The 17,483-nt window shown below is 66.3% G+C and carries 16 protein-coding genes; 13 read left to right on the top strand and 3 right to left on the bottom strand.

Going from position 1 to position 17,483, the window contains the following annotated elements:
- Nucleotides 1-12: 12 nt before the first annotated feature.
- Genes AC07PZ_RS01965 through AC07PZ_RS01945 form a run of 5 tightly spaced genes read left to right on the top strand, consistent with a single transcriptional unit; the run spans nt 13 to nt 5,161 of the window.
- On the top strand, nt 13-873 hold the full coding sequence (locus AC07PZ_RS01965) for an HpcH/HpaI aldolase/citrate lyase family protein (RefSeq protein WP_495293318.1): 861 nt from the start codon (nt 13-15) through the stop codon (nt 871-873).
- Between the two features lies 1 nt (nt 874).
- Nucleotides 875-2,146 (top strand): acetyl-CoA hydrolase/transferase family protein, encoded by a 1,272-nt coding sequence (locus tag AC07PZ_RS01960; RefSeq protein ID WP_495293317.1) that lies wholly within the window; start codon nt 875-877, stop codon nt 2,144-2,146.
- Nucleotides 2,140-2,910 carry an enoyl-CoA hydratase/isomerase family protein gene (locus AC07PZ_RS01955; RefSeq protein WP_495293316.1) on the top strand — a complete coding sequence of 257 codons (771 nt, stop codon included), beginning with the start codon at nt 2,140-2,142 and terminating at the stop codon, nt 2,908-2,910. The genes AC07PZ_RS01960 and AC07PZ_RS01955 overlap by 7 nt, the downstream gene beginning before the upstream one ends.
- Nucleotides 2,911-2,946: 36 nt before the next feature.
- Entirely contained in the window at nt 2,947-4,119 is a 1,173-nt protein-coding gene (locus AC07PZ_RS01950; RefSeq protein WP_495293315.1) for an acyl-CoA dehydrogenase family protein, read from the top strand.
- 34 nt (nt 4,120-4,153) lie between these two features.
- Nucleotides 4,154-5,161, top strand: coding sequence for a Bug family tripartite tricarboxylate transporter substrate binding protein (locus AC07PZ_RS01945; protein ID WP_495293314.1), 1,008 nt, complete (start codon nt 4,154-4,156; stop codon nt 5,159-5,161).
- Nucleotides 5,162-5,308: 147 nt separating this feature from the next.
- Here the strand turns inward: AC07PZ_RS01945 and gntR are convergent, their stop codons facing one another.
- A complete protein-coding gene (gene gntR / locus AC07PZ_RS01940; RefSeq protein ID WP_495293940.1) occupies nt 5,309-6,340 on the bottom strand; it encodes an HTH-type transcriptional regulator GntR in 1,032 nt (343 codons plus the stop codon).
- A 261-nt stretch (nt 6,341-6,601) separates the two neighbouring features.
- Between gntR and AC07PZ_RS01935 the strand changes: the two genes are divergently transcribed.
- The 7 genes from AC07PZ_RS01935 to AC07PZ_RS01905 all read left to right on the top strand — a co-directional run bounded on the left by AC07PZ_RS01935 (nt 6,602) and on the right by AC07PZ_RS01905 (nt 14,776).
- Nucleotides 6,602-7,114, top strand: a complete 513-nt coding sequence (locus AC07PZ_RS01935) for a gluconokinase (RefSeq protein ID WP_495293313.1) — start codon at nt 6,602-6,604, stop codon at nt 7,112-7,114.
- A 65-nt stretch (nt 7,115-7,179) separates the two neighbouring features.
- Entirely contained in the window at nt 7,180-8,730 is a 1,551-nt protein-coding gene (locus AC07PZ_RS01930) for an ABC transporter substrate-binding protein (protein ID WP_495293312.1), read from the top strand.
- A 34-nt stretch (nt 8,731-8,764) separates the two neighbouring features.
- Entirely contained in the window at nt 8,765-9,706 is a 942-nt protein-coding gene (locus AC07PZ_RS01925) for an ABC transporter permease (protein WP_495293311.1), read from the top strand.
- A complete protein-coding gene (locus AC07PZ_RS01920; protein WP_495293310.1) occupies nt 9,703-11,463 on the top strand; it encodes a dipeptide/oligopeptide/nickel ABC transporter permease/ATP-binding protein in 1,761 nt (586 codons plus the stop codon). Before AC07PZ_RS01925 ends, AC07PZ_RS01920 begins: the two co-directional genes overlap by 4 nt.
- A gap of 11 nt (nt 11,464-11,474) precedes the next feature.
- Entirely contained in the window at nt 11,475-12,317 is an 843-nt protein-coding gene (locus tag AC07PZ_RS01915) for an ATP-binding cassette domain-containing protein (protein ID WP_495293309.1), read from the top strand.
- Nucleotides 12,318-12,366: 49 nt separating this feature from the next.
- The gene (locus tag AC07PZ_RS01910) at nt 12,367-13,860 is read left to right on the top strand and encodes a carboxylesterase/lipase family protein (RefSeq protein WP_495293308.1); all 1,494 of its coding nucleotides are present in this window, start codon (nt 12,367-12,369) and stop codon (nt 13,858-13,860) included.
- Entirely contained in the window at nt 13,853-14,776 is a 924-nt protein-coding gene (locus AC07PZ_RS01905; RefSeq protein WP_495293307.1) for a D-isomer specific 2-hydroxyacid dehydrogenase family protein, read from the top strand. Before AC07PZ_RS01910 ends, AC07PZ_RS01905 begins: the two co-directional genes overlap by 8 nt.
- Nucleotides 14,777-14,803: 27 nt before the next feature.
- Here AC07PZ_RS01905 and AC07PZ_RS01900 read toward each other — a convergent pair whose 3' ends face one another.
- Nucleotides 14,804-15,127, bottom strand: a complete 324-nt coding sequence (locus AC07PZ_RS01900) for a hypothetical protein (RefSeq protein ID WP_495293306.1) — start codon at nt 15,125-15,127, stop codon at nt 14,804-14,806.
- 128 nt (nt 15,128-15,255) lie between these two features.
- On the bottom strand, nt 15,256-16,773 hold the full coding sequence (pdxR, locus tag AC07PZ_RS01895) for a MocR-like pyridoxine biosynthesis transcription factor PdxR (RefSeq protein WP_495293305.1): 1,518 nt from the start codon (nt 16,771-16,773) through the stop codon (nt 15,256-15,258).
- 78 nt (nt 16,774-16,851) lie between these two features.
- Between pdxR and AC07PZ_RS01890 the strand changes: the two genes are divergently transcribed.
- Nucleotides 16,852-17,475, top strand: a complete 624-nt coding sequence (locus AC07PZ_RS01890) for an FMN-binding negative transcriptional regulator (protein ID WP_495293304.1) — start codon at nt 16,852-16,854, stop codon at nt 17,473-17,475.
- Nucleotides 17,476-17,483: the final 8 nt, after the last annotated feature.

Raw genomic sequence — 17,483 nt, 5'->3', positions numbered from 1 at the left:
GACCGACTGCCCATGATTCGCTCGCTGCTCTACGCACCCGCCAACCGGCCCGAACTCGTCGTCAAGTTCCCGCGCTTCCGTGCGGACTGCTGCGTGATCGATCTCGAGGACGGCACACCCGAAGCCGAGAAGGCAGAGGCACGCGGCATGCTGGCCGGGACCGTGCGGCAGGCGCGCGACGCAGGCCTGACCGGCATGCTCGCCATTCGGGTCAACGTGCCTGCGTCGCCGCACTACCTTGCGGATATCGAGGCGGCGCTTGCCTGCGACATCGACGCGATCGTCGTTCCGAAGCTGGAGTCGCCCGACCAGGTCTTTCCGGTGGCGCACTGGATTCGCCGGCGCGACGCGGAGTCGCCGCGTGCGAAGCCCAGGATGATCATCGGCGGCATCGAGTCGGTGCGGGGCGTGCTGAACGCCGTGAAGATCTGCGACGAGACGCCGCACCTGGGCGCGGTGTACTTCGGCGCCGAGGATTTTGCTGCCGACATCGGCGGGCGTCGCACGCCCGGCGGCGACGAGGTGGCGACGGCGCGTTCGTGGGTCGTCATGGCGGCGCGCGCCGCCGATCGCATCGCGCTCGACCAGGTGGTGCTCGACATTCGCGACGACGCGCTGTTCATGCAGGACGCCGCGCGCGGCCGGAACCTGGGCTACCACGGCAAGATGTGCGTCGCCCCCGGACAGGTCAGGCTGGCCAATGCCGCGTTCTCGCCGACATCGGAAGAACGCGCCTACGCGAGGCGGCTGGTCGATGCATACGAGGAAGCGACGGCGCGGGGCATCGGCACCATCGACTTCGAAGGAAAGATGGTCGACGGGCCCATGCTCAAGCACTCGCTCGCCGTGCTCGCCGCGCCGGAGGAGGTCTGAGATGGCGCGCGTCGAATCGCTCTCGACCCTCGACCTGGCACGCCATGTCCGTCCCGGCGATGGCATCGTGTTCGGCCAGGGTACCGGGGAGCCTCTGAGCCTGACCGAGCAGTTGGTCGCGCAGCGTGCCGGCTACAGCGGCGCGGGCATCTTCTTCGGCTCGGGCTTTTCGCAGACCTTCAAGCCCGAACATGCAGACCATCTGCGTTTCAAGGGCATCGGCGGCATCGGGACGCTGCGCAAGCTGTCGAGTGCGGGTGTGCTCGATCCGGTGCCGTGCCACATCTCTGCCATCTCGGGCCTGATCGAGAAGGATCTGATCCGCACCGACGTCGTCATGCTGCTGGTGAGCCCGCCCAACGAACGCGGCGAACACAGTTTCGGTCTCGTCAACGACTATGTGCGCACCGCCATCTCGCGCGCCCGGGTCATCATCGCCGAGGTCAGCAGCCAGGTGCCATGGACGCCGTGCGACGCACCGCTGCGGGCGGACGAGATCACGGTGGCCGTGCATACCGACCGCGCGCCGCTGGAGCTGCCTGCCGCGAAATTCGGCGAGCTCGAACGCCGCATCGCAGCGCATGTCGCCGAACTGATCCCCGATCGAGCCACGCTGCAGATGGGCATCGGCGCCGTGCCCGAAGCGATCGTCTCGCTGCTGGTGGACCGGCGCGATCTCGGTGTCCACTCCGGCATGGTCGGCGACTCGCTGGTCGACCTGATGGAAAGCGGTGCCGTCACCAATGCGTACAAGGGCATGGACGAAGGCGTGAGCGTCACCGGCGTGCTGTTCGGCACGCAGCGGCTGTACCGCTTCGCGCATCGCAATCCGCAGATCCGGCTTTGCCCGACGCGCTACACGCACCACATGTCGACGCTGTCGCGCGTGAAGAACCTGGTGTCGGTGAACTCGGCGCTCGAGGTCGACCTCACGGGCCAGGTGAACGCCGAGGCCATCGGTGCGGACTACATCGGCGCGGTCGGCGGACAGGTGGACTTCGTCCGGGCGGCGGGCCAGTCCGAAGGCGGTGTCTCGATCATGGCGCTGGGCGCGGTCGGCAAGACCGGCGACAGCAAGATCGTGAGCCGGCTGTCCGGCCCGGTGACGACCGCGCGCAGCGACGTCGATGTGATCGCGACCGAACATGGCATCGCACGCCTGCGCGGGCTCGGCCTGCGCGAGCGCATCAAGGCGATGGCGGCCATCGCGGCACCACAGCATCGCGATGCCCTGCTGCGCGAAGCGCGGGACGTCTGGGGATCGGCATGCTGACGGACGAAGTGGACTACGAGGTGGTGGATGGCTGCATCGCCGTCGTCACGATCCAGCGGCCCGCGCAGCGCAATGCGATCAACCGCGGCGTCGTCGAGGGATTGCGGTTGGCCTGGCGTGCGATCGAGCAGGACGACGCGGTGCGTGTGGGCATCCTCACCGGCAGCGGCGATCAGGCCTTCTGTGCGGGCATGGACCTGAAGGAGGCCGCGGCGATGAAGCTGCAGATACCGCCGCGCGACATGCTGCCCGTCCTGGGCGACGTCGAACACGTGAGCAAGCCGATGATCGCAGCGGTCAACGGCATCGCCTACGCCGGCGGCTTCCTGTTCGTCCAGATGTGCGACCTGTGCATCGCCGCCGATCACGCGAAGTTCGGCATCACCGAAGCGAAGGTCGGCCGCGGCATGCCCTGGGCCGCGCCGCTGGCGCAGATGCTGCCGCAACGTGTGGTGATGGAGTTGCTGCTGACCGGGCAACCGATCTCGGCACAGCGTGCGATGGCGCTCGGCTTCGTGAACGACGTGGTGCCGGCGGACCAATTGCGCGCGCGTGCGCTGGAAATGGCACGTGCCATTGCCGCGAACGCACCCTTGACCGTGAAGGCGGCACGCGAGCTGGTCTACCTGTCTTCGGAAATGGGGCGCTCGGCCGGCCTGCGTGCGGCGCAGCACCTCTTCGAACGCGTGTATCTGAGCGAAGACGCGCAGGAAGGCCCGCGGGCCTTCGCAGAGAAGCGGCCACCCCGATGGACCGGACGTTGACATCCCGCACAACCGCGCCTGCCTTGGACCGCCGACATGAACTTTGAACTCACCCCCGAACAGGAGGCCATCCGCGAAGCGGTCAAGGGCCTCTGCGACCGCTTTCCCGAGAGCTACTGGCGGGAACGCGACACCGACGGCGTGTTTCCGCATGCGTTCTACGACGCGATGGCTGAAGCCGGCTGGCTGGGCCTGGCGATCCCCGAGGCGTATGGTGGCGCCGGCCTGGGCGTGCAGGAGGCCAGCATCATGATGCAGACCATCGCAGAGTCCGGTGCCTGCCTGAGCGGCTGCTCCAGCGTGCACATCAACATCTTCGGCCTGATGCCGATCGCCGTCTTCGGCTCGCCGGAGCAGAAGCAGCGGATGCTGCCGCCGATCGCTCGGGGCGAGGTCAAGGCCTGCTTCGGCGTGACCGAGCCGAATGCAGGGCTGAACACCACCAGGCTCAAGACACGGGCGGTACGGCAGGGAGACAAGTACATCGTGCATGGGCAGAAGGTGTGGATCTCCACCGCCCAGGTGGCCGACAAGATCATGCTGCTCGCGCGCACCACACCCATCGAGGACCTGCCGCCCGGCAAGACCTCGTCGGGGCTGTCGCTGTTCTATACGGACCTCGATCGCAGCAGGATCGATGTGCGGCTGATCGAGAAGATGGGCCGCAAATGCGTCGACTCGAACGAGCTCTTCATCGACGGCCTCGAGATCCCGGTCGAGGACCGCATCGGCGAGGAAGGCAAGGGCTTCAAGTACATCCTGCACGGCATGAATCCCGAACGCGTCCTGCTCGCGGCCGAGGCGGTGGGCGTCGGCCGCATCGCGTTGCAGAAGGCCGCCGCCTATGCGCGCGAGCGCGTGGTGTTCGACCGGCCGATCGGCCAGAACCAGGCCATCCAGCATCCGCTGGCGGTCAACTGGGTCGAGCTGGAAGCCGCCCAGATGCTGACCATGAAGGCGGCCTGGCTCTACGACAACGGCAAGGAATGCGGCGCCGAGGCGAATGCCGCCAAGTACTACGCGGCCGAGGCCGGTTACCGCGCCTGCGAGCGCGCCATCCTCACGCATGGCGGCATGGGTTACTCGAAGGAGTTCCATGTCGAGCGCTACCTGCGCGAAATCATGATCCCGCGCATCGCGCCCGTGAGCGCCGAAATGATTCTGAGCCACATCGCCGAGCGCGTGCTCGGCATGCCCAAGTCCTACTGAAGCGGACTTCGCCGATCACCATCAGGAGACAACCATGCTTTCCGCATCGAGAAGACATTCCATGCCGCGTGCCTCGCGGTTTCTGCAACTGGTCGGAGCGATCGTGTTGATCGCGGCCGCCGCTGCACCCGCCGTCGCGGAGTCGTGGCCGACCAAGCCCATTCGCATCGTCGTTCCGGCTGCGCCCGGCGGAAGTGCCGACCCGCTCGCCCGACTCATCGCCGACGAACTCGGCAAGGCCGTCAACCAGTCCGTCATCGTCGACAACCGTCCCGGTGCGAATGGCAACCTCGGCGGCTCTCTCGTCGCGAAGGCGCCCGCCGACGGCTACACGCTGCTGATGGGCTGGCCCGGCACGGTGGTCTCGGCGGTGACGTTGTACGACGCGAAGCCCTTTCATCCGCTGAAGGATTTCGACCCGGTGGTGCTGGTCGGATCGATTCCGAACGTGATCGTGGTCAACCCGTCGCTGCCCGTCAAGAACGTCAAGGAGCTGACGGTCTATGTGCAGGAGAACCCGGGAAAGCTGAATTTCGGTTCGACCGGCAGCGGCAGTTCCTATCACCTGTCCGGCGAGCTGTACAAGAAGACCTTCGGCGTCAACATGGTCCATGTGCCCTACACCTCGCCAGGCGCGGTGTTCACGGACCTGCTGGGCGGTCGGTTGCAGCTCGCCTTTCCGGGCGTCGCGGCAGCGGCGCCGTTCGTGAAGGAGGACAGATTGCGCGCGCTGGCCGTGATGTCCGACAAGCGATCGGTGGCCATGCCCACCGTTCCCACGACCACCGAACTCGGCTATCCGGCGCTCGTGTCGGAAACCTGGTTCGGCCTGCTGACGCCCAAGGGAACGCCGGCGGAAGTCACGCAACGCATCAACGAGGCGCTCAACGCGGCACTGAACACGCCGGCCTTCAGGGAGAAGATCGAACAGATGGGCTATACCGCGCTGGGCGGCACGCCGGAGCGCTTCGTTTCGGCGATCAAGGATGACATCGTCAAGTGGGGCGAGGTGGTGAAGTTCTCGGGCGCCAAGGTCGACTGAAGGCGGGCGCCTCCAGCACCGGTGCATGCCCATGCCGCGCATCCGTTTCACATGCGGAAGAATCTGGCGCCGTTTCTGCGTGACGTTGGGGCGACACGTCAGGATGATCGGCGAACGCGAACTTCCCCTGATGTAGTACCGCTCGGGTCAGCTGCTCTCCCGCACGATCAGCTCGTAGTCCAACGAGATCGAATGGCTTGCCGGCTTGTGGCCGCGCATCAGCGAGAGCAGCATCTTCGCGCCCTGCGCACCGACCTCGGAGCGGGGCGTTCTCACGGACGTCAGTGCGGGACTGAGCTGATCGCTTCCGGGCAGATCGTTGAATCCCGCCATCGCGATCTGGCCCGGCACTGAAATGCCCATGCGCTGGGCAGCGAGGATCCCGCCTTGCGCGAGGTCGTCATTGCAGAAGAAGATGCCATCGACATCGGGCCTGATCTTCATGAGGTCGACCAGCAGCTCCGTGCCCAGCCGGATCGAGGAAGGCTGCCGGCTCATGAGTTCGAGCCGGGGGTCGTAGCAGCCGGCATCCCGGAGAACGCGCCTGTACCCTTCCGCGCGCTGGATCGTCCGTGGATCCAATTGCGCGGCAATGCATGCAATTCTTCGTCGGCCGCGCCCCAGGAGATGGCGCGTGACTTCGGCGCCGGCCTCGGTCTGCGAAAAGCCGACGCAATGGATGCCCGGCGCATTGGCGATCTCCATGAGATGCACGCATGGCAAACCACTGTTCGCAATGATCTGCCGGCTCGACTCGGTCCGGTCGAAACCTGTGACGAGCAGTCCGGCCGGACGATGCGCCAGATAGCTTCTCAGCAGCAATTCCTCCTCGTGGGGGTCGTAATGCGTGATGCCGATCATGGGCTGATAGCCGGCTGCGAACAGAACGACATGGACCGCTTCCAGGACATCGACGAAGAGCGTGTTGGACAGCATCGGAATCAGAACCGGAACCTGCGTGCCCCGCTGCGAAGCGAGTGCCCGCGCAGCCGAATCGGGGACGTAGCCGGTCTTCGCGACCGCCTCCGCAACGCGCGCCGCCAGCGCCGGTGCGACGTGGCGTTCGCCGCGCAGCGCCCTCGATGCCGTGATCGGGCTGACACCGGCTTCGCGTGCGACATCGGTCAGCGTGACGCGCCCGGCCGAGCGGCCGCGCGCGTTGGAATTGGGGGGACTCATAAGGGGCCGTTGATCCTCAGGGTTTACCCGCCTAGCCAAGCCAGTGGGCAATTTTAAGATAGCGCTGTCCAATCATTTATCTTTGACGAGGTAGGTATCGTTTGTGATTATCGATTGGAGAGATTGCAATTGCAGTGTGTCGTTTGGCAAAGATAGCGCAACCAAAGACGACAGAGAAATTTCGAATTGATGGATCCTGCGAAAGGCGGATCCGTCCGTCCGGGTGCGCGGACTCAATAAAAAATGGAGACACAGGGATCAATGTCAGACCCGAAAAATATCGTTGTATTCGGCGTCTCCGGCGCCGGAAAAACGACCGTCGGCCGTCGCTTTGCAGAAGTCCTGCATCGCGCTTTCGCTGACGCCGATGACTTTCATCCGCCCGAATCGGTCCGAAAGATGTCGGCATCGATTCCGCTGACGGACAGCGATCGGTGGCCCTGGTTGAAGTCCGTCCGCGACTGGATGGACCAACAGACCGACGATGGCCAAAGAACCGTGGTTGCGTGTTCGGCGCTCAAGCGTGTCTACCGGGACGAATTGCGCGCCGCGAATGGCGGCGTGCTGTTCGTGCATCTTTCGGGCGCGCCTGAAATCATCCGGGGCCGCCTGAACAGCCGGTCAGGGCACTTCATGCCGGCCACCTTGCTGGCATCGCAATTCGAGACGCTGGAACCGCTTGCACCCGATGAGAACGGTGTGCAGGTCGATGTCCAGTCGCCCGTCGACAGCATCGTCACCACCGTTTGCGACCGCTTCCAGTTGCGTGGCTGATGCCCGCTGGAAGAGCCACCGTATATCCAAATCATCGATTTCAGTTCAAGAAAGAGCGTGAGGCAATGCGTACTTCATTTATCAAGCAGCTGGCGACCGCAGCGACGGTATTGGCAATCGCCGCGAGTCTGGTCGCGTGCAAGGGCGAAAAGACGGCCGGAAGCGGCGCAGCGACGACGATCACCGTCGGCGTCCAGCGGGGGCCCTCGTCGTTCGACCCGCTGCGCAGCGTATGGGGCGGCCAGTATCAGATGTACATGCTGCCGGTCTATGAAACGCTCATCAAGCAGAAGACCGACGGCACCTACGCACCCGGCCTTGCCACGGAGTGGGGCTACGTCGACAGCAGCAAGCTGAAGTTCCAGTTGAAGTTGCGGGAGAACGTCAAGTTCTCTGACGGCAAGACCGCCGTCACGGCGGCGGCCGTCAAGCAGAACCTCGACCGGCTGTTGACCGTCACGGGCCCGATGACGGGCGAACTGGCCAGCACGCTGAAGGCCGTCGAGGCACCGGACGACAAGACGGTGGTCATCGAGCTGTCCAAGCCCAACCCCGATCTCGAACGCATCATCAGCCAGGTGGTCGGCATGATCGTCAACCCCAGCGCGCTGAGCGATGGCGATGCGCTGGCACGGGTGCCCGCGGGCGCAGGGCCTTATGTGCTCGACACGGCGGCAACCATCGTCAACGACACCTATGTCTTCACGAAGAACGCGAACTACTACGCGGCGGACACCTATCCGTACGAGAAGATCACGATGAAGATCTATGCGGACCCGAACGCCATGCTGACGGCATTGCAGTCGGGCGTCGCGCAATTGGGCTATGGCAGTCCCGACAACGTCGATGCGGCCAAGAAGTCCGGACTCCAGGTGGTCACGCAGCCGACGAACGTCTTCCACATCGTGTTGAGCGACCGCAATGGCGAACTGACCCCCGCACTGAAGGACCAGCGCGTGCGGCAGGCATTGAATTACGCCGTCGATCGCGAGGCGATCCTCAAGACCGTCTATCGCGGCCAGGGCTCGGTGACGAACCAGATCTTCGGGCCGAACACCGAAGCCTTCGATCCGGCGCTGGGCGCGTATCCCTACGATCCGGCCAAGGCCAGGCAGCTCCTGGCCGAGGCGGGCTACGCCAACGGGTTCACCTTCTCGATTGCCGTGTTCTTTCCTCAGCGGGACAACGATTTCGTGCAGGCCGTGGCCGACTATCTGTCCAAGGTCGGCGTGACCATGAACATCGCATCGCTGGCCGGTGCACCGACCAGTGCCGATGTCGTGCGCAAGCATTCCGCGTTCGTGAACGGCTATGGCGGGCAGGGCGCGTACACCGATGCACGCACGCTGTTCCTCACCTCCGGCACCGTCTTCAACGCGTTCAGCACGGTCGATCCGGAACTGAGCTCGCTGTGGGACAAGGCGTCGGCCGAGGCCGATCCCGCTGCCCGCAAGGCCGGCTTCCAGGCGCTCGGCAAGGCGGTGACCGACAAGGCGTGGTTCCTGCCGACGACGGTCGTCAATGCCGTTGCCTATTACCGCGGTGACGCACTGAAAGACATCAAGATGACGCCGGGCGTCACCGTGCCGCTGTTCTACGAACTGCAGAAGAAGTGATTGCACCGTTCCACCAGGAAATGAGAGAGACCGCATGCTCTGGTTTGCCATCAAGCGGCTGCTGACAGCCATACCGACCTTGCTGATCGTCACCACCCTGACGTTCCTGCTGGTCTACATGCTGCCGGGCGACGCGGCGCTGACCGTCCTTGGCGACAACGCAACGCCCGAACAACTGGTTGCGGTGCGCCATCAACTGGGCCTCGACCAGCCGCTGCTCCATCAGTACCTGGCTTTCCTCGGGAACCTTGCCCATGGCGAGTTCGGCCATTCGCTCATCACGCGCCAGAGCGTGCTGCAGGCGATCGGCCAGCGGTCGACCGTCACGCTGACATTGGCGATCGGGGCGACCGTGTTCTCGGCCATCGTGGGCGTCGCGCTCGGCATGTGGGCTTCGCTCAAGGGTGGCCGTGTCGACCGCAACCTGCGGACATTGACGAGCGTCGGCATGGCCATCCCCAGCTTCTGGGCCGGGCTCCTGCTGGTTCTGGCGTTCGCCGTGACCTGGAACATCTTCCCGGCGAACGGCTATGTGGCCATCGACACCGACCCGGGTCGTTGGGTGATGTGCCTGATCCTGCCGATCATCGGCATCTCGATCGCGGCGATCTCGACGCTCACCCGGCAGACCCGTGCTTCCTTCCAGGAGGTGCTGGGCCGTGACTTCATCCGCTCGCTGCGCGCCAGCGGCCTGCCGGTGCGGGTGATCGCCTTCAAGCACGGATTGCGCAATGCCGCGATTCCCGTCATCACCGTCATCGGGCTGCAGTTCGTGGCGCTCCTGGGCGGCGCGGTCATCACCGAGCAGGTCTTTGCCTTGCCCGGCATCGGACAACTGGTCGTGAACGCCGTGCAGCAGCGCGACCTGCCGGTCGTGCAGGGCGTCGTGGTCTACATCACCGTCGTCGTTCTTCTCGTCAACCTGGCGCTGGATCTCGCGCAGGGCTGGCTCAATCCCAAGATGCGACTGTCATGAACCAACTGGAAATCGACGTGCCGGAGTCCGTGGTGGACGGTCCGGTCCAGCTGCCCCGTGGCTATGTCCACAAGGTGATGACGATGCCAACGGCCGTGCTCGGCATCGCATGGCTGTTGATCGTGATCGCGGCCGCATTGTTCGCGCCGTACCTGTCGGCCTATTCGCCCACCGCCAACGATTTGACGGCAACCTTCCAATTGCCGTCGTGGGCCCATCCGCTCGGCACCGACCAGCTCGGCCGGGACATCCTGGCGCGTCTGATGTTCGGCGCGGGCGAGGCATTGCTCGGCTCGCTGCTGGCCGTGGCGGTGGCCGTCGTCATCGGGTTGCCGCTCGGGTTGCTGGCGGGCTATTACGGCGGAGCGACGGCGGCGCTGTCGCTGCGATTCGCCGACCTGGTGCTCACCATCCCGAGCATCATCGTGCTGCTGGCGGTCCTGGCCGTCTTCGGCAACAAGATGCACCTGGCGATGATCGCCCTGGGGATCATGCTGTCGGCCGGCTTCCTGCGGCTGTCCAATTCGACGACCCAGGGTGTCGCGCGGGAGTTGTTCGTGGACGCTGCGCGGGTCTTCGGCGTGGCCGACTTGCGCATCCTGTTGCGTCACGTCCTGCCCAACATGATCGGCCCGATCGTGGTGCAGGCCTCGATGACGCTGGGCATCGCGCTGCTCCTGCAATCCGGGCTGAGCTTCCTGGGTCTTGGCGTTGCGCCACCGAATCCGAGCTGGGGCCAGATGGTCGCCGAAGCGTCGATGCAGGTGTACACGCAGCCCTGGATGATGGTCCCGGCAGGCGGCGCCATCGCGCTGACGACCCTGGCATTCAACTTCATCGGCGATGCCGCACGCGATTCGTTGCCGCAGGCGCAACGCGGCAACATGCTGGCTTCCGCACGGGTCGCGGCGGAGCGTGTGGCAACGGCCACGGTCGAGGCGATCGATGGGGGCATCGTGCTGTCGGTGCGCAATCTCGAGGTGTCCAACCCCGGTGCGGAGGCCAACAAGGCCAGGCTGGTCAAGGGCGTCAGCTTCGACGTTCCCCGCGGCAAGACGGTGGGCTTGGTGGGCGAGTCCGGCTCGGGCAAGACGCTGACGGCGTTGTCCATCCTGGGGTTGCTGCCGCAGCCCCTGAGCATCACCGGTGGCAGCGTGCTGCTCGACGGCGTGAACCTGGCCGGCGCCGACGACGAGGGCTACCGGGGCATCCGCGGCCGTCGCATTGCGCTGGTGTCGCAGGAGCCGATGGTCGCGCTGGACCCATGCTTCAAGGTCAAGACGCATCTGCGCGGGCCGTTGATGGGCATCCGCGGCCTGTCGCGTCGCGAGGCGGATGCCGAGGCGATGGAACTGCTGAAGACGGTCGGCATGCGCGACCCGAAGAAGGTCTTCGAGAGCTATCCGCATCAGCTCTCGGGCGGCATGGCGCAGCGCGTCGCCATCGCCTGGGCGCTGGCCGGACAGCCCGATCTGCTGATCGCGGACGAACCCACGACCGCGCTCGACGTCACGGTCGAGGCGGGCATCCTCGATCTGTTGCGCGAGCTCCAGGCGAAGTTCGGCATGTCGATCATCCTGGTCACGCACGACCTGGGTGTCGTGGCGGACATCTGCGACGAGGTCGTGGTCATGCGCGACGGACAGATCGTCGAACACGCGCCCGTCGAGCAGCTCTTCGCGTCGCCTCGCCACCCCTACACCCGGTCGCTCCTGTCGCATGCGCAGGCGCTGGACCGCGACCTCGGCGAAGTGTGAATGGAGAAAGAATGACCGATACGCTACTGACGATCGAGAACCTGGTCGTCGAATATCCCGGTGCCGGTTTCTTCGGCAAGGCCTCGCGTGCGCTGCACGGCGTGTCACTGGACATCCGTCGCGGCGAGACGGTCGGTCTGGTGGGCGAGTCGGGGTCTGGCAAGACCACGCTCGGCCGCGCGATCCTCGGGCTCGCTGCCGTGCACTCCGGCCGGATCAGCTTCGAGGGACGCGACATCTCGCAGGCGGGCAAGGCCATTCGGCGCGAGCTCAGCCGCGACATCCAGGTGGTCTTCCAGGATCCCTATTCGTCCCTGAACCCGGTCATGACCGTGGAAGAGATCCTGATCGAGCCCTTGCGCGTCCATCGCATCGGCAGTCTCGACGAGGCGCGCAACAAGGCGGCCCGGCTGCTGGAACGCGTGAACCTGCCGAAGGACGCGCTGCGCAGGCTGCCGCGCGAGTTCTCGGGCGGCCAGCGTCAGCGGATCGCCATCGCGCGGTCGCTGATGGTCGACCCGAAGCTCGTGGTCTGCGACGAGCCGGTCAGTGCGCTCGACGTGTCGACGCAGGACCGCGTGACTTCGCTGCTGGCCGAGATCCAGCGCGAAACGGGCGTGGCCTATCTGTTCATTGCGCACGACCTTGCGCTCGTTCGGCAGATATCGCAGCGCGTGGCCGTGATGTACCGCGGCGAGATCGTGGAGTGGGGCGATTCCGAAATCATCGGCAGCCGCCCCCAGCATGCCTACACCAAGCGCCTTCTTCTGGCCGCACCGGTGCCCGACCCCGTTCGCCAGCGGGAACGGCGTCGGCGTCGGCTGGAACTGGCTGCCGAACAGCAGCCAGCCTGACAGGCTTCCGGCCCCGAGAGGGCTGAACCAGAGAAACAGGATTCTTTGAATGAGCAAGACAGTCATTGCCGCACGGACCGAGAGCGGAACGGTCGTTGGCTTTCGCAAGAACGACGCCGTTCTGCACTTTCGCGGCATTCCCTTTGCCGCGGCCCCCTTCGGCGATCTCCGTTTTCGTGCGCCCGAGCGCCATCCCGGATGGGTGGGTGATCGAGACGCCACGGTGACCGGCCCCACGTCGCCGCAGCGCGAGCCGGCCTTCCGCGGCCGGGGCTTCAATTACCGCGCGATCTTCTGCCCGGGCTGGGTGCGTGGCGAAGAGGTGCTGAACCTCAACATCTGGACCCCGTCGCTGACCGGCAAGGTGCCCGTCATGGTCTACATCCATGGCGGCGCTTTCGACCACGGCAACGGCGCGGTGCCGCTGTACGACGGCACCCGGTTTGCCGAAAGCGGCGTGGTGCTGGTCACCATCAACTACCGACTGGGCCTCGAAGGCTTCCTGCTGCTCGAAGGTGGCGAGGCCAATGTGGCGATACGCGACCAGATCGCCGCGCTCGAATGGGTGTCGCGCAACATCGCCGGGTTCGGTGGCGATCCGGACAACGTCACCATCTTCGGCGAGTCCGCGGGCGGCGCCAGCGTCAATCTGCTGTTGACGGCGCCGAAGGCGAGCAAGCTGTTCCACAAGGCGATCTCGCAGTCTGGCATGGCGCCCGACGCGCCATCCGCCGATGCCGCACGCGCAGTGACCCGGCTGGTGGCCGAGGAATTGGGGCTCGCGCCGACCGCCGAGGCCTTTCGCCATCTCCCACCCGAGACGCTGCTCGTCGCGGCCGAGGATGTGGCGAAGAAGCGGGCCAAGTCGCTGCTGGCTTCGGAAGGCACGCTGATCGCACGCCCCCATGCCGATGGCGAGGTGCTGCCGCTCAGCCCCCGGGACGCATTTGCAGCCGGCTGTGCCACCGGCAAGCGCGTCATCTGGGGCTTCAATTCGGACGAGGCAACGCTGTTCACCGTGCCCAACGGGCTGCATGCCAAGGCGACCATGGACGACGTCCAGCGCTATGCCGCCGGCGTCAATGCGAACCCCGACCGGCTGATCGCGTATGTCCGCGGGGCGCTGGGCGAGGCTGCGTCGCCTGGCCAGATCCGCGACCGCATCCAGACCTGGGCGATGTTCGGTGCGGGTTCGGTGCGCTCGGCGGGCGTGCATGCGGGCAACGGCGGCAAGGCCTGGCTCTATGAATTCGCCTGGAAGTCGCCGCAGCTCGGCGGAACGATCGGTGCTTCGCACCTCGTCGAACTGCCTTTCGTGTTCGACGCGCTGCACCATCCGAACGTCCCCGCGATGCTGGGCGACGACGCGCCGCCGGCCCTGGCCGCCGAGATGCACAACCGGTGGGTCGCGTTCGCCAAGACCGGCGAGCCGGGATGGCCAGCCTATGACGAGGCGCAGGCCGTCTCGATGACCTTCGACCAGGACAGCCGGACCGAGTCCGGCCGCCATCGCGATGAATTGGAGTTGTGGAACCATGGCTGAGCAAACGCTGTCCGTCTCGCTGGCCACGCCGAGCGACCTGTTCGACGCCGCAGTCCGCGCGGGCGGCGGCACGGTGGTGCCGCCGGGCCCGGAAACGCGCATGCTGCTGTGGAACCGCGGGCATGACGTCAAGGCGCTCGGCGCCATGTTGCCGACGCTGCCCAGGCTCGAATGGGTGCAGTTGCCGAGCGCCGGCGTCGACGATTTCGCGGCGGCGCGGGTCATGGACCCGGCCTATGTCTGGACCAGCGCCAAGGGGTCGTATTCGCAGCCCGTGGCCGAGCACGCGCTGGCACTGACCCTGGCGCTGCAGCGGCAGCTGCACCAACGCGCCCGCGCAACGGCGTGGGGCAGGCAGTCGGGGAAGATGCTCTACGGTGCCCACGTCGTCATCGTGGGCGGCGGCGGCATCGCACAGGAATACATGCGGCTGTGTGCGCCGTTCGACGTCAAGACCACGGTGCTGCGTCGCAGTGGCGATGCGGTCGAGGGCGCCGACCGCACCTTGACGACCGATCGACTGGACGAGGTGTTGCCGCACGCCGATGTGCTCCTGATCGCGGCCCCGCTGACGGACGAGACGCGCGGGCTCGTCGGCATGAAGCAGTTCTCCTTGATGCGCGAGGATGCGATCCTGGTGAACGTGGCCCGCGGGCCGATCGTGCGCACCGACGACCTGGTCGCCGCGCTGTCGTCGAGCCGCATTGCCGGCGCCGCGCTGGACGTGACCGACCCGGAACCGCTTCCCGAAGGCCATCCGCTGTGGTCGGAGCCCCGGGCGTTGATCACGCCGCACAGTGCCGACACGCCCGAGATGATCATGCCGCTGCTGGCGCGGCGCGTGACCGAGAACGTCCGCCGCTTCATTGCGGCCGAGCCGCTCGTCGGTGTGGTCGACACCGCCGCCGGCTACTGACCGGCGGCGCGGCGGGCCGCGCAATCCTCAGGGGGCGCGGCGGCTCTCTTCGTAGTCGTTGTCCAGGCGGGCGAGGCCGAACTGCGAGCCGAGCACGCGCAACTGGCACCACATGGCGTCATAGCGCCCGCGCAACGAGTAGTTGGCCTGCACGACCCAGGTTTCCTCGGAGCGCGGCCGGGCCGGCCACTGGCTGGCTGCCTCGAGGTTGACCGAGGGCCCGACATGGTGGGCCACGTATTCACCGCAGGCCACGCGCGCGTCGGCCACCCGTTTCTCGTTCGCGAGAGACACCCACGAGCCGACCGCCAGGGCGGCGACGACGCCAATCAACAAAAACTGCTTTTCCATACCTTCACCCGATCCGACTCTTTTTTTTCGTCTCCAACCTCGCCGCGCTGTTGCGGCGGTCTGTCTCGCCGTCGTTCACCCTTGAATTGCTGCGCGCGACGGACCTTGCTTGATTTTCGGGTCGATGCCTATCCCATGTTTGGGGGATATGCCCCGTCGGAGCCTGTCTTCACGGCCTGGATCGCCTGGCCCAGATCGGCGATTCCTTGCCGTATCTGCTCGACCGTCAAGCTCGCGTATCCCAGCATCAGCCCTGCGGATCGCGACTGCGTGTCCTCGGCGTTGCCGAAGAGAGGGCCGACGGGGTACACGCCAGTGCCTCGCTCCCGGGCGGCGGCAACCAGCGCCGGCTCGTCGCGGGTTGCCAGCGAGGGTATCCACAGGACGACGTGCAGGCCGGCCGCGGTGCCCGCCACGTTCGCATCCGCCGGAAGGTATCGGGCCACGGCGTCGAGCAGGGCAGCGCGCCGGCGCTCGTTCTCGCGCCGGACGCGGCGAACATGGCGTTCGTAGGCGCCGCCGTCGATCAGCGTCGCCAGCACACGCTGTTCCAGCGCGGGTGCATGCCGGTCGGCCAGTCGCTTGGCCTTTCTGAAGATGCTGACCAGCGCCCAGGGCAAGACGAGGTATCCGAGTCGCAGCTGGGGAGACAAGGTCTTGGAAAACGTGCCGATGTAGATCACGCGCGCGTTGGCGTCGATCGACTGCAGTGCGTCGATCGGACGCTGGCCGTAGCGGAATTCACTGTCGTAGTCGTCTTCGATGATCCAGGCGCGCTGCCGCTCGGCCCACTCGAGCAGCGCGCGGCGCCGGCCGATGGGCAATACGCCACCCAGCGGGAACTGATGCGACGGGGTGACGTAGGCCAGCCGCGTGAGTTCGTCCTGCGGCAGGCGCGCCGTATCCAGCCCCTGTGCGTCGACCGGCACCGCCAGCGCCTCGGCACCGGTGGCCTCGAAGCAGCGGCGCGCCATCGGATAGCCGGGATCCTCGAAGACGAACCTGTCTCCGGCGTCCAGCAGGAGCCGCGCACACAGGTCGATGCCCTGCTGCGATCCGTGCACGACCAGGATCTGCTCCGCGTCGCAGATCAGGCCGCGCGCGCGCCGCAGGTAGCCCTGCAGCGAACGGCGCAACGATGCATCGCCCTCCGGCGCGATGTACGACACGCTGGCCTGCTGGCGCAGCAGTTCGGCCTGGTACGCGCGCCGCCAGATGTGCGCGGGGAAATCGCGCGATGCCACTGCGCCGTACAGGAAATCGATGCGTGCGCCTTCCGGCTCGCGAAAGGCGGGCATGTCGATGTCGGCCATCCGGCGCGCGAGCGCGGACAGCGCGGTGGCCGGCAGGCTGCGGTCGCCCGAGGCGCCCTGGCTCGCGGTCGCGGGCACCTGTGCCGTGGCGACCCGTGCGGCCCGCCCGGCCGCAGTGATCAGGAAGCCCTCGGCGACCAGCTGTTCGTAGGCGGACGTCACCGTGGTGCGCGACACCCCCAGATCCGCCGCGAGCGCGCGTGTCGACGGAGCCCTCGCGCCCGGGAGAAGCGTGCCGTCGGCGATCTGTGCGCGCAGCAGGTCGTAGATTCGACGCCCCGTCCCTGGCGCACCCGGCGCGAGGCCCGGCGCTTTGGAAGACAACTGGTCCATTGAAATATCAAGAAACTGGTTCTTCCCATTGTGCCGGTGTGGCACGACATTGGAGGCTCCATCCCACGAGCACGCCCGATGTACATCCCGCCCCACTTCGCAGAGACCCGGCCCGAACAGTTGCAACGCATCATTCGCGATCATCCGCTGGGTGTTCTCGTGACGGGCACGGCCGATGGCATGGACGCCGACCATGTGCCGTTCGAGTTCGATCCGGATGTGGGGCCGCACGGCCTGCTCTCGGCCCACGTGGCGCGCGCCAACACGCTGTGGACGCGCTGCCCGACGGGTAGCCCGGTCATGGTCGTCTTCCGCGGCGCGGAAGGCTATGTCTCACCCAGCTGGTATCCCAGCAAGCACGAGGCGCATCGCCAGGTTCCGACCTGGAACTATGAAGTCGTCCACGCCCACGGCATCCTGACCGTGCTCGACGACGAGCGCTTCGTGCGTCGCATGGTCGCGCGCCTGACCAAGCGCCACGAGGCGGCCGAACCCAAGCCATGGAAGATGGGCGATTCCGCGCCGGAGTTCATCGACGGCCTGCTGCGCAGCATCGTCGGTATCGAGATCGCGGTCACCTCGCTGGTGGGGAAGTCGAAGCTGAGCCAGAACAAGGAGGCGCGCGACCGTACGGGGGCGGCCGACATGCTGCAACAGCGCGGCCATGACGAACTGGCGCAACGGATGCGCCCTCACGAATAGGCGTCGGC

Source organism: Variovorax sp. GW821-FHT10B04 (assembly GCF_059415645.1).
This window is presented reverse-complemented; position numbering and strand designations above follow the sequence as displayed.